Consider the following 11884-nt stretch of genomic DNA (forward strand, 5'->3'; position numbering starts at 1 on the left):
AGCGGTCCCGGGACGGGCGAACGCGGAAGACCGGGCCCGGGAACGTCTTCACCCCCGCGGCCTCACGCCGAGCGCCATTGCCCCACGCACCCCCCGAACAGGGCAAGCCCACAAGGGGTGCAAGCCGCCGCGCCCTTCCCCGCATTCCGGATCGGGCGGCCCGTCTTCGTGATCTACGTCATGCCGGCGGTCAGACGGTGATGGTCTTGTACTCGGTGTAGGTGCCGAGCCCGACCGCGCCGTACTCGCGGCCGATGCCGCTGGCCTTGAAGCCGCCGAACGGGCCGTCGAAGGCGACGGAGGCCCCGTTGACGGTGACGGTTCCGGTGCGGATGCGGCGGGCGACGGCCAGGGCGTGCGCCTCGTCGCGGGACCAGACGCCGCCGGACAGGCCGTACTCGCTGTCGTTGGCGATGCGGACGGCGTCGTCCTCGTCCTCGTAGGCGATGACGACCAGGACCGGGCCGAAGATCTCCTCCTGGGCGATCCGCATGGAGTTGTCCACGTCGGCGAAGACGGTCGGCGTCACATAGTTGCCCTTCTCCAGCCCCTCGGGGATCTGCGGTCCGCCGGTGACCAGGCGGGCGCCTTCCTCGATGCCGAGCGCGATGTAGTCGCGGACGCGCTGCTGCTGGTCGGGGCGGATCATCGGGCCGATGAAGGTGTCGGGGTCGTCGGGGGCGCCCACCTTCAGCGACTCGACCAGCTCCTTCAATGCGGCGACGACCTCCTCGTACCGCTCGCGCGGGGCGAGGATGCGGGTCTGGGCGATACAGGACTCGCCGTTGTTGAGCAGCGAGCCGAACTTCACGCCCGCGACAGCCTTGGCCAGGTCGGCGTCGGGCAGGATGACGGTCGCCGACTTGCCGCCCAGCTCCAGGCTGACCCGCTTGAGCTGCTCGCCGGCGATCGAGGCGATGCGGCGCCCGGCGCGCGTCGAGCCGGTGAAGGCGACCTTGTCGACGTCCGGGTGCGACACCAGGTGCTCACTGGTCTCCCGGTCGGCCGGCAGGACGCTGATCACGCCCTCGGGCAGGCCGACCTGTTCGAGGAGTCCGGCCAGGAAACCCATGCTCAGCGAGTTCTCCGGGGACACCTTGAGGACCACGGAGTTGCCGGCGAGCAGCGCTGGGATGATCTTCGAAGTGGCCGAGGAGAACGGCGAGTTCCAGGGGATCACCGCGGCCACGACGCCGACCGCCTCGCGGCGCACCACGCTGCGGGTCGGGGACGCGGGGTCCGAGGGGGTGAGGGTCTCCTCCCAGCCGAATTCCTCGGCCGCCTTCAGATAGGCGTTCGCCTGCCGGGTCAGGCCGGGCTGGCCGGCGCGGGTGAACCAGCCGGCCGAGCCGTTCTCCAGCGAGATGAGGTGGGCGATCGCCTCGGCGTTGGCCTCGCGCAGTTCGTTGAACCGGCGCAGGAAGGCGATGCGCTCGGCGGGCTCGGTCAGGCGCCACTCCCCCGCCTCGAAGGACGAGCGGGCCGCGGCCACCGCACGGTCGACGTCCGCGGGCTGCGCCTGCGCGGCGCGGCCGATCACGGAACGGTCGTGCGGAGAGGTGATGTCGAGCAGCTCCGGGGCGCTCGGCCGGACCCAGGATCCCCCGATGAAAAGCCGGTCATAGGTGATCATGCGCTTTCTCTCTTCCTGTGTCGCGGTACCGATGCTTCATTAACTGTCACGTCACTGTAGCACTTGAATGAGAGAACTTCACATGGACGCGCACGGGTGGCCCATCATGGTGACCGCTGGACACGGGCGAGGGGGTCGGATCGAATGCCACCGTGGTGTGGCGGTTGAATGCTCCAGCTCCCCGTCACGGGGGCGGTAGACGTCTCATGCTCCTCACCTCATCGCTAGACTCGATGAGGTGAGAGCCGACGCAGCACGCAATCTGGAAGCCGTCCTGAGCACCGGGGCCCGTATGCTCGCCGCCGATCCCGGCGCGAGCGTCGCGAACATCGCGGCCGAGGCGGGAGTGGACCGGCGCACCGTCTACCGGCGCTTCGCCTCCCGCGAGGAGCTCCTCGCCGCAATCTACGAAGCCCGGCTGACCGCCATCGAGCAGGCCATCGCGGACGCGCGGCTGCGCGAGGCGCCCGTGGCGGTGGCCCTGCACCGCTACGTCGAGAACATCATCGTGGTGAACCGCACCTGGCCCGTCGACCTCGGCCGGATGCTCGCCGACGAGAGCGTCCACGCACGCCGGGACGCGTCGATCCGCGAGGTCGACGCGTTCCTCGACCGCGCCACCGAGGAAGGACTGCTGCGCCGCGGCCTGCCGCAGGGATGGGCGAGCGCGCTCCTGCCGCAGGTCATGCGGCTGGTGACCGAGCAGCTGCCCGACCTCAGTGCAGGTCAGGCCGCGGACGTCGTCGTGGACACGCTGCTGCACGGCATCGGGGCGGCCTGACACCCCACCCCGGAACCGCTGGGTCAGACGGTGTTCGTCCGGTGCGCATGCGCGGGGAAGACGCCGAGGATGCGCACCTCGGTGGAGAAGAACCGCAGCTCGTCCAGGGCGAGCGCGACGCGCTTCTCCTCGGGGTGCCCCTCGAACTCGACGTAGAAGCGGCTGGCGTTCAGGCCGGCGCCGATCTGGTAGCTCTCGATCTTGGTGAGGTTCACGCCGCCGCTGGCGAAGCCGCCGAGCGCCTTGTACAGCGCGCTGGGGATGTTGCGGACGCAGAAGAACACACTCGTCATCGTCGGCTCCCCCGGGTCCGGCGCCGGGCCCGCGGTACGAGAGAGGACGACGAACCGCGTGGTGTTGTCCGGGTCGTCCTCGACACCGGCCCGCAGCACCTCAAGACCGTGCAGGGCGGCCGCGGCGGGCGGGGCGAACGCCGCGTGCCGCGGGTCGCCCAGCTCGGCCACCTCGCGCGCCGCCCCGGCGGTGTCGTCGCTGACGAGGCTGCGCCAGCCGTGCTCCCGCAGCACCTTGCGGCACTGGCCGAGGGCGTGCACGTGACTGCGGACGCACTCCACCTGGTCCAGGGTCGCGCCGGGCACGCCCATCAGGTCGAAGCGGATGGCGTGGAAGTACTCGTCGACGATGAAGAGGCCCGACTCCGGCAGCAGGTGGTGCACGTCCGCCACCCGCCCGGCCGCGGAGTTGTCCACCGGGATCACCGCGACGTCGGCCGCACCGAGCGTCACGGCGTCCAGGGCCTGCTCGAAACCGGTGCAGGGCAGTTCGGCACAGCCGGGAAACAGGGCGTGCGCCACGGTCGCCGAGTTGGAGCCGGGTTCGCCCTGATACGTGACCGTCGTCGTCACCGTGTCGTGCCCTTCCAGGAGGTGCTGCCGCAGGAGGCTGTCGTGGGGCGGCAGCCACTCACCCGCGTACCGCACCCCCTGAAGTATCGGTGCTCGCGCCTTCCTCCGGTTCACCAGGGGGCCCGGACGCCGTCGCCCCGCCCGGCACGGGCGACGCGACGGCGTCCGGTGGGTCAGGCCTCCGGGGCGTCCCCGAAGTCCGGGATCTCCAGGCGCGCGCCGCCCTGCCGGGCGGAGTCGTGGGCGACGATGCCCGGCAGGGTGTAGCGCGCGGCCACCCAGGCGTTCACGGACGGCAGGGTCCGGGTGTTCACCGCGGTGACGAAGTCGTCCACCAGGAAGTGGTGGCTGCCCTCGTGCCCGTTCGGCATGTGGTCGAAGACCCGCGGCAGCCGCGCCCGGTCGTGCACGGGCGCCGAACCCGAGGTGAACGCGGCCCGCAGCGCCGGCGCGATCTTCTCCAGCGAAGGATCGTCTGGGCTCAGGGACGGCTTCGGCTCCAGCAGTTCGGTGATGTCCTGCACGCCCTTCTTGTCCTGCCAGAAGCTGACCGTGGCGAGCTGCTCCATGCTGGCGTCCGTGCCGAAGAACCGGAACCTGGACTCCCTGATGTGCGAGGGATAGCCGACCCGCCGGAACTCGTTCGTACGGAACGACCCGCCGCCGGCCACCTCGAACAGGGCGGTGGCGTTGGAGATGTCGTTGCCGAACTGGCTGACCTCGGTGTCGAAGACGCCGTCCCCGCGCTCGTCCTTCACCCCGATCGCGGACACGCTCACCGCGTGCGTCCGCCACGCGCCGAGCACCCCGCCCACCGCGTGCGTCGGGTAGAGCAGCGGCGGATAGCTGGCGGTCTCCTTCCACCGCTCCCCGCCGCTGTACTGGTACGCCTCGTAGAACCCGAGGTCCATGTCGTGGACGTAGTCGCCCTCGGCGTAGAACAGCCGCCCGAAGGCGCCGTCGGCGATCTGGTTGCGGGCGTGCACGGTCGCCGGGTTGTACTCGCTGGTCTCGCCCATCATGTACGTCAGACCGGTCCTGCGGACCGCGTCGATGATCGCCGCGATCTCGTCCCGGGTGACGGCCATCGGCACCGCCGAGTACACGTGCTTGCCCGCGTCGAGGCCCTGCAGGACCAGCGGGCCGTGCGTCCAGCGCTGCGTGAAGATCGCGACGGCGTCGATGTCGGGGGACTCCAGCATCGCCTCGTACGAGGGGAAGGTTCCCGCGAGTCCTTCCTTCGCGGCCAGTTGCTCGGCACGCTCGGGCAGCAGGTCGGTGACGTGGACGGCGTCGACTCCGGGGTGGGCGAGGAACAGCTTGGCGAAGCTTCCGGAGAACTGTCCGGCGCCGACGATCCCGAGGGTGAACGTCATGTGCGGATGCCTTTCGCTGGGTGCGGTGACTACTGGTCGAGCAGGAGGTTGATCTGGTCGTTGGTCTCGTCGAGGCGGCTCGGCGAGGCTCCGTTGCCGAAGACGTCCTGCATGGCGGGGTGCATCAGGGCGTAGACGTCGGCGGCGTAGTCGGTGATCGGGAAGGAGAAGGTGCGGTATGCCTTGCGGTCGTCCACCGGGGTGGTGAAGGACGACACGTCGATGCCCTTCTTCTTGTACGCGGCGACGGCCGCGTCGGTGCCCGACGGTGTCGCGGGGAAGACGATGCCGTACTTCCCGACGGTCTCCTGGCACGCGTCGGACGCCAGGTAGGCAACCCACTTCTTGGCGCCCGCCTTGTTGCGGGCGCCCTTGGTGACGGAGTCGGCGAGGCCGTTCATCATGGTCGCGCGCTTGCCGGTGGGCCCGACGGGGTTGCGGGCGGTGCCGAAGTCGATGCCCTTGAAGCCCGCGTAGGTCGAGATCATCCAGGCGCCGTCGAACGCGGTGGCGGCGCGGCCCGCGGCGAACTGGGCGTTGGACTGGTTCAGTCCGGAGTTCCAGTCGGTGAAGGGGGCCAGGTAGCCCTTCTTGGCGAGCCCGAAGTACCACGCGATGACGGACTGGAAGGTCTTGTCGTCGTACCGGTACTCCTTGCCCCAGCGCTTCTTGTCCGTGTAGGACCAGCCGGCCGAGCCGGTGAAGGGGCTCCACTGGGTCTGGCCGTCGCCGTCCCCGGCTCCGTTGGTGGCGAGGCCGTAGACCTTGACGTTGTTCTTGTCGAAGCCCTTCTCGTCGCCGCGCCGGCCGTTCTTGTCGACGGTGAGGTGGGCGATGGTCTTCTCGAAGGAGCCGCCGTCGCGGGGGTTCCACTCCAGGTCGCCGAGGTCGTCGGCGGACAGGCCGGCGTCGTCGACCATCTTCTTGTTGTAGAAGAGGGAGACGGTGTCCCAGTCCTTCGGGGCGCCGTAGCGGTGCCCGTCCTGCGCGACCCAGTTCGAGGCGAGCCCCGGCTGGTAGTCCGTGTCCTCGATGCCGAGGTCGTCGAGCGGTTCGAGCACCTTCAGCTCGGCGAACTGGCCGAACTTCTGGATGTGGTTGGTGAAGACGTCGGGCTGGGTGCCGGAGATGAAGCCCGCGGTGAGCTTGGTCCAGTAGTCCTCCCAGCCGAGCTGGGTGAACTGCACGTCCAGGTCCGGGTTCTGCTTCTCGAAGTCCTTCGCGCAGGCCTCGTACGCGGGCAGCTGGTTGGCGTCCCACAGCCAGTACGTCACGGTTCTCGACGACGACCCGCCCGGGTCGCCGCCGGCGCAGCCGGTCAGGGTCAGCGTCAGCGCCCCGGCCAGCGCGGCGAGCGTACGGAATCGCATCCGGTGCCTCCTACTTGATTCCGGTGAAGCTGATGGAGCTGACGATCCGGCGCGCGAACACCCCGAAGAGCACCAGCATCGGGAGGGCCGCGATGAGGGTCGCCGCCATGAGCCCCGACCAGTCGAAGCCGGACTGCGGGGTCTGCGCCCGGAACATCGCGAGGGCGACGGTGAGCACGCGGGAGCTGTCGCTGTACGACACCATCAGCGGCCAGAAGTAGTCGTTCCAGGACGTGATGTACGTGAGGACGGCGAGGGTGACGATGGGCGTGGACGCCATCGGCAGCATGACGCGGAAGAAGATCCGGATCCGGCCGGCGCCGTCCAGGAGGGCCGCCTCCTCGACCTCGCGCGGGATGTTCATGAAGAACTGGCGGAGGAAGAAGACCGCGAACGGCGTCATGAACATCGTCGGCAGGGCGATCCCCAACAGGGAGTCGATCAGGCCGAGTTCCTTCACGAGCACGAAGTTCGGCAGCAGCGTGAAGATCGTCGGCACCATCAGTCCGCCGAGGAACAGCGTGAAGACGGTGTTCCGGCCGCGCCAGCGCAGCCGCGCGAACGCGTAGGCGGCCATCGCGGAGAACAGGATCTGGCAGGTGGTGATCAGCGTCGAGACGATGATCGAGTTGAGCAGGTACCGCCAGAAGTCGAGTCCGCCGCCGGCGCCGCCCTGGGCGACGGCCTCCTTCGTCGACTGGAGCCCGAGGGCCCGCTCGAAGCCGCCGGTCGTCAGGTCGACGGGCAGCACGTTGGTCGGGTCGGCGGCGACGCCCGGATTGGAGGACAGCGCGGTGCGCAGCACCCAGTAGAAGGGCAGCACGGTGATGAGCACGATCGCGCCCATCGCGGTCCAGGCGACGGCCCGGCCGAAGGAGAAGCGGCGTGCGGTGGGCCGCAGGGCGCCCGTCGGTGCGGTGGTGGTGGCCATGTCGGTGTCTCCTCCTCCTCAGCCGAGGTCGGTCTGGCCGGCGCGGGTGATCCGGTACTGGACGACGGTGATCACGCTGAGCACGACCAGGAGGGCCACGGACATCGCGGAGGCGTAGCCGAACTGGAAGCGGCCGAACGCCGAGCCGTAGATGTAGTACTGCAGCACGTTGGTGGCGTTGGCCGGTCCTCCGGCCGTGGTCACGGCCACGGTGTCGAAGACCTGGAACGAACCGATGACGGTCATGATCAGGACCACGGCGAGGACCGGCCGGAGCAGCGGCATCGTGATGCGGGTGAACATCCGCCACTCGCTCGCGCCGTCGACGCGCGCCGCCTCGTACATGTCGTTGGGTATCGCCTGGAGTCCGGCGAACAGGAGCAGCGCGGTGTAGCCGACGTGCCGCCAGACGTTGATCATCGCGATGGTGGGGATCGCCCAGGTCTCGTCCGCGAGGAACGGGATCCGGTCGATGCCGACCGCCGCGATGATCTCGTTGCCGATGCCGAGCTGGGTGTCGAGCATCCAGAGCCAGACGATGCCGGCGACGACGTTGGACATCAGGTACGGCGTGAGGACGACGGCGCGCAGCAGCGAGGACTGGGTGAGTCTCTGGAGCAGGACGGCGATGGCGAGCGCGGCGACCGTCTGCACCCCGATGTTGATGAAGACGTACTCGACGGTGACCTTCAACGAGCCCCAGAAGATGGGGTCGTTGATCATCCGCTCGTAGTTGGCCAGGCCGATCCACTCCGGCGGGGTGAGCAGATTGAAGCGGGTGAAGCTCAGCCAGATGCCGCGCAGGGTCGGCCAGAGCAGGAAGACGGCGAAGCCGATCATGGCGGGGGCCACGAAGAGCGCGGCGAGCGCCCCGTCGCCGAGGGGGCGCCTCGGCCTGCGTTCCGCCTCCTTCGCACCACCGTCGAGGGGCAGTCGTGTCGGTGGGCTGCTGGAGGCGACTGTCATCGGAGACTCCCTCGTCTACGGCTCGTCCTCGGGAGTATTTACTTTTGTGTCAGAAGTTTCTGACCGTCAAGAGGCGTGCAGAGCTGTTTCTGAGGACCCTTCAGCGACATAGGGTGATCCCATTAGTTTTGGACCAGAAGAAATCATGAGGGATTGGCGATGACCGCGCAGGCCGACACCTGGCTGCCGCTGAGTCCGGCGGAGCGCGCCGTGGCACTGGAGGTGCTCACCCGCGGGCCGCTGTCACGCAGCGAACTCGCGCGCCGGCGTGGGCTCTCGGCGGGCAGTCTCACCCGGCTGACCAAGCCGCTGATCGAGTCGGGACTGCTCGTCGAGGCCCCGGTCGGGTCGGCCGCGCGCGAGGAGGCCCGGCAGGGCAGACCCTCCCAGCCCCTCGACGTCGTCGCGGAGTCCCGCGCCTTCGCCGGATTCAAGATCACCGAGGACGCCGTCTACGGTGTCGTCACCACCCTCAGGAGCGACATCGTCGCCTGCCGCGACGTGCCCCTGCCCGGCCGCGATCCGGACCAGGTCGTCGCCGCCGTCGGCGTGTTGACGGACGGCTTCGCGCGTGACTTCCCCTCGCTCTGCGGCGTCGGCATCGGGCTGGGCGGACGGGCTCAGGACCGCTGCGTCGTCGACGAGTCGGCGTTCCTCGGCTGGCGCGACGTGCCGCTCGGGCGGCTCGTCCACCAACGCACCGGGCTGCCCACCGTCGTCGACAACGACGTGAGCGCCCTCGTGGAGGCGGAGAGCTGGTTCGGGGCGGGCCGGGACCTGGACCGGTTCGCCGTGCTCACGATCGGCGCGGGCCTCGGCTACGGCCTGGTCAGCGGCGGCAGGCGGGTGGAGACGCCCGAGGACGGGCTGGGGGTCGGCCGGTTCTGGATCGTCGATCCGCACGGCCCGCTGACCCCCGACGGCGCGCGCGGCAGCGCCGTCTCGCTCCTCACCATCCCGAGCATCCGCTACCAGGTGCGGGCCGCCACCGGCGAGGACGCCACGTACGAGCAGATCCTCGCCCGCGCGGCCGAGGGCGATCCGCTGCCCGCCCGGGTCATCGGCGAGGCGGCCAGGGCGCTGGGCACGCTCGTCGCGCAGATCGCGAACTTCGCCGCGCCGCGGAAGATCCTGCTCGCGGGCGAGGGCGTCGGCCTCGTCGACGTGGCGGGCCCCGCGATCGAGGACGCCATCCGCGCGAACCGCCATCCACGGGCCGACCCGGTCGACCTGGAGACGAAGGTGTCCGACTTCCACGACTGGGCGCGCGGCGCGGCCGTGCTCGCCCTCCAGGTCCTGGTGCTCGGGCCCGCCGGACCGCGGTCCGGCCGCTGACCCGACTCCGGTACCCACAGCCCTAGTTGCTGAGCGGTGAGCCCCACGCGGGATCGTGCCAGGGCTTCCCCGTCGTCCCGCTGAGCAGGCGCATCGCCGTGCTCGGTGCGACGTCTCCGCCCACCCCCACCGCGGTCAGCGCGGCGCCGACCCGGACGGCCGCCTCCTGCGGCACCTCCAGATCGTCGAGCAGGGGGATCAGCAGCAGAAGCCGGACGGCCGGCGCCTCGACCCCCGCCGCCCGGGGGCCGGGAGCGTCGGCGAGGGCGATCAGCTCCGGCCACGTCAGCCCGCTGCCGGCGATCGGCTGGGCAGGGCCGTGGCCGCCCGGCGGGACGCGCAGGTAGTCCGTGCCGTAGTCGCCCGGCTGGTTCCGGAAGACGATCGCGATCCCGGAGCCGTCCGCGGTCAACACCCGGAGCACCGGCCACCGTTCGGGATCGAAGAGGGCCTCCGTCATGGCATCGACGTCGGCGCCGTCCTCCCCGAACCACTCCGGACGAAACGGCGCGCCGTCCGCTGTCCCGGTACAGGCCTCCGCCAGGTGGTTCGACCAGAATCCCGGTCGGGCCGGCAACGACTCACCGGCGCCCAGCGGGCCGCCGTCGTATCCCTCGATCAGCACCCGGCGATTGTGCCACCGGCCCTCAGGCGGTCTCACACGGGCACGCGCTCGCGCTCGGCCACCGCGATCCGGGCCAGTTTGGTGAGCATCATGCCGTTGCGGACCTTGACCAGATAGTCCACGGGCAGACCGTGCATCCGCGTGCCGGGACCGCGCAGCGGATGCCAGTCGAGGACGAAGAGCGTGTGCTCGCCCCACGGCACCAGGTTCATGGCGACGCGGGCCGCGCCGAACGGCTCCGCCTTCGCCTCCAGCTCCAGCCGGTGCCGCGGCTCGCAGATCCGCACGACGCTGGTGTCCTCCGTCGTCACCGGGCCGAACCCGACCCGGAACCGCAGGGTGGTGCCCACCGCGGGCCAGTCCGGGTCCACGGCGAGCACCTCCTGGTTACCGGTGACCCACTCCCGGTACCGGTGGCCGTCGCACAGCAGCCGCCACACCTCGTCGGGCGGGCTCAGGATCAGTCTGCGGTTGCGGGCCACGGCGATCACGCTCCTTCTCGGCACCAGCGTTCAGCCTCGCTGCGCCTCCGGCAACCGCAGCCGCTCCCGGCGGGCGACCGCCATCCCGGCGGCGCCGACGAGCAGCAGCACGGCGACGGTGCCCAGCGTGAAGGCCTCGAAGGCGCCGCGGGACACGCCCCACACGTCGTGGAAGTCGTAGCCGATGCCCACCAGGCCCTCCAGCACGCCGGGGAACAGCGCGGACCAGGAGCCGATCACGATCCAGGCGTAGACCGCCGCCGCGCAGACCAGGAACCCGCGCGTCCCGAAGGGCACCCGGAACGGGCGCGGGACCTCGGGGCGGCGCAGCCGGAGCAGCACCAGGGCGGGGACGACCACCAGGTACGACAGGAGCAGCGTGGTGACGGCCACCGTGAGGACGACCGCGAAGACGGCGGCCGCGTCACCGTCGGCGAGCCGCATCGCCGCCAGCATGAACACGGTGGCGACCGCGCCGGAAAGCAGATTGGTCCGCACGGGTGTGCCGAGCCCGGGGTGGAAGGCGCCCAGCGAGCGGGAGAAGAACCCGCCGTCGGCGGCGGCCATGGCCTGCATCCGGTCGCTGACGATCATCCAGGCGCTGCCCTGGGTGAGGAGCGCGAAGACGAACATGACCGCGGTGAGGGTGAGCAGCGGTCCGGCCGCGCCGCCGTAGACGCCGAAGACCAGGCGGGCGCCTTCCATGAAGCCGCCGATGCCGGTCACCTTCTGGGCCGGGACCACGGTCAGGAGCGCGAGGACGGGCAGCAGGTAGCAGCAGGCGGCGACGGCCGCGGAACGGCCGAGCGCGGCGGGCACGTCGCGCTGCGGGTCGTGCATCTCCTCACCGGCGGCGTTGGGCGCCTCGAAGCCGACGTAGGCGAAGAGCAGGATCGGGACGAGTGCGAGGAAGCCGGCCGTGGTCGGGCTGAACCGGGTGTCGGTCAGGCCCTGGAAGCCGTGCTCGATGCCGTACAGCACGGCCGTCAGGGTGAACAGCACGAGGCAGAGGACCTTCACCAGCGCACCGGCCGTGGTGATCCACTTGCCGCGCCGCAGGGAGACGACGGCCGTGAGGATGGCCGCCCACACGAACAGCAGCTTGAACGCGTAGTCGGCGAACGTGCCGGAGCCGAGGTGGAAGACGAAGCCGTCCCAGGTCTCTGCGGCGAGGAAGACCAGCGAACCGCCCAGCCAGATCGGGTTGGTCACCCAGTAGAAGAGCGTGGTGAGCGCGGCCGCCGGCCGGCCCAGGGCTAGTTTGACCCACACGTACGGGCCGCCCTCCTGCGGGAACGCGGCACCGGTCTCCGCGAACAGCAGGGCGTAGGGGATGAGGAAGAACAGGGCGATGACCGCGGTCCAGGTGGCGGCCTCGCCGCCGCCGGTGGCGATCTGGCCGACGGTGTCGAAGGAGATCACGGCGGCGATCGCCATGGCGGTGATGTCGAACCGCTTGAGGCTGCGTTGCAGACCGGGGGCGGTGTCCGGGGCGAGGGGCGCCGAGGAGGTCAGGTTG

The 11884-nt window shown here is 70.4% G+C and carries 11 protein-coding genes; 2 read left to right on the forward strand and 9 right to left on the reverse strand.

The features are described from left to right. Window positions 1-190: 190 nt before the first annotated feature. Window positions 191-1633 (reverse strand): aldehyde dehydrogenase, encoded by a 1443-nt coding sequence (locus M4J07_RS30695; protein WP_255977025.1) that lies wholly within the window; start codon window positions 1631-1633, stop codon window positions 191-193. Between the two features lie 292 nt (window positions 1634-1925). Between M4J07_RS30695 and M4J07_RS30700 the strand changes: the two genes are divergently transcribed. Beyond that, window positions 1926-2414 carry a TetR/AcrR family transcriptional regulator gene (locus M4J07_RS30700; protein ID WP_255977035.1) on the forward strand — a complete coding sequence of 163 codons (489 nt, stop codon included), beginning with the start codon at window positions 1926-1928 and terminating at the stop codon, window positions 2412-2414. A gap of 23 nt (window positions 2415-2437) precedes the next feature. On the opposite strand, the gene M4J07_RS30705 is transcribed toward M4J07_RS30700, so the two are convergent. From M4J07_RS30705 to M4J07_RS30725, 5 genes are all read right to left on the reverse strand, one after another. After that, the gene (locus M4J07_RS30705; protein WP_255977037.1) at window positions 2438-3280 is read right to left on the reverse strand and encodes a prephenate dehydratase; all 843 of its coding nucleotides are present in this window, start codon (window positions 3278-3280) and stop codon (window positions 2438-2440) included. Between the two features lie 173 nt (window positions 3281-3453). Next, window positions 3454-4656, reverse strand: coding sequence for a Gfo/Idh/MocA family protein (locus tag M4J07_RS30710; RefSeq protein ID WP_255977026.1), 1203 nt, complete (start codon window positions 4654-4656; stop codon window positions 3454-3456). Between the two features lie 29 nt (window positions 4657-4685). Next, window positions 4686-6026, reverse strand: a complete 1341-nt coding sequence (locus tag M4J07_RS30715; RefSeq protein WP_255977027.1) for an ABC transporter substrate-binding protein — start codon at window positions 6024-6026, stop codon at window positions 4686-4688. 10 nt (window positions 6027-6036) lie between these two features. Beyond that, the gene (locus M4J07_RS30720; RefSeq protein ID WP_255977028.1) at window positions 6037-6957 is read right to left on the reverse strand and encodes a carbohydrate ABC transporter permease; all 921 of its coding nucleotides are present in this window, start codon (window positions 6955-6957) and stop codon (window positions 6037-6039) included. Between the two features lie 18 nt (window positions 6958-6975). Continuing rightward, window positions 6976-7923, reverse strand: a complete 948-nt coding sequence (locus M4J07_RS30725) for a carbohydrate ABC transporter permease (protein WP_255977029.1) — start codon at window positions 7921-7923, stop codon at window positions 6976-6978. A gap of 159 nt (window positions 7924-8082) precedes the next feature. On the opposite strand from M4J07_RS30725, the gene M4J07_RS30730 reads away from it, so the two are divergent. Next, window positions 8083-9258: an ROK family transcriptional regulator gene (locus M4J07_RS30730; RefSeq protein ID WP_255977030.1), complete on the forward strand. Its 1176-nt coding sequence runs from the start codon at window positions 8083-8085 to the stop codon at window positions 9256-9258. Window positions 9259-9280: 22 nt separating this feature from the next. Here M4J07_RS30730 and M4J07_RS30735 read toward each other — a convergent pair whose 3' ends face one another. Genes M4J07_RS30735 through M4J07_RS30745 form a run of 3 tightly spaced genes read right to left on the reverse strand, consistent with a single transcriptional unit; the run spans window position 9281 to window position 11880 of the window. Beyond that, window positions 9281-9883: a hypothetical protein gene (locus M4J07_RS30735; protein WP_255977031.1), complete on the reverse strand. Its 603-nt coding sequence runs from the start codon at window positions 9881-9883 to the stop codon at window positions 9281-9283. A gap of 32 nt (window positions 9884-9915) precedes the next feature. After that, window positions 9916-10365, reverse strand: a complete 450-nt coding sequence (locus tag M4J07_RS30740; protein ID WP_255977033.1) for an SRPBCC family protein — start codon at window positions 10363-10365, stop codon at window positions 9916-9918. A gap of 30 nt (window positions 10366-10395) precedes the next feature. Further along, window positions 10396-11880: an APC family permease gene (locus M4J07_RS30745; protein ID WP_255977039.1), complete on the reverse strand. Its 1485-nt coding sequence runs from the start codon at window positions 11878-11880 to the stop codon at window positions 10396-10398. Between the last annotated feature and the right edge of the window lie 4 nt (window positions 11881-11884).

The sequence above is a fragment of the Streptomyces longispororuber genome, assembly GCF_024448165.1.
GTDB classification, from domain to species: domain Bacteria; phylum Actinomycetota; class Actinomycetes; order Streptomycetales; family Streptomycetaceae; genus Streptomyces; species Streptomyces longispororuber_A.

Bases quoted from the DNA above. Each gene is read 5' to 3' on its own strand.
- M4J07_RS30695 (WP_255977025.1), bottom strand. From the start codon at position 1,633: ATGATCACCTATGACCGGCTTTTCATCGGGGGATCCTGGGTCCGGCCG.
- M4J07_RS30700 (WP_255977035.1), top strand. From the start codon at position 1,926: ATGCTCGCCGCCGATCCCGGCGCGAGCGTCGCGAACATCGCGGCCGAG.
- M4J07_RS30710 (WP_255977026.1), bottom strand. From the start codon at position 4,656: ATGACGTTCACCCTCGGGATCGTCGGCGCCGGACAGTTCTCCGGAAGC.
- M4J07_RS30715 (WP_255977027.1), bottom strand. From the start codon at position 6,026: ATGCGATTCCGTACGCTCGCCGCGCTGGCCGGGGCGCTGACGCTGACC.
- M4J07_RS30720 (WP_255977028.1), bottom strand. From the start codon at position 6,957: ATGGCCACCACCACCGCACCGACGGGCGCCCTGCGGCCCACCGCACGC.
- M4J07_RS30725 (WP_255977029.1), bottom strand. From the start codon at position 7,923: ATGACAGTCGCCTCCAGCAGCCCACCGACACGACTGCCCCTCGACGGT.
- M4J07_RS30730 (WP_255977030.1), top strand. From the start codon at position 8,083: ATGACCGCGCAGGCCGACACCTGGCTGCCGCTGAGTCCGGCGGAGCGC.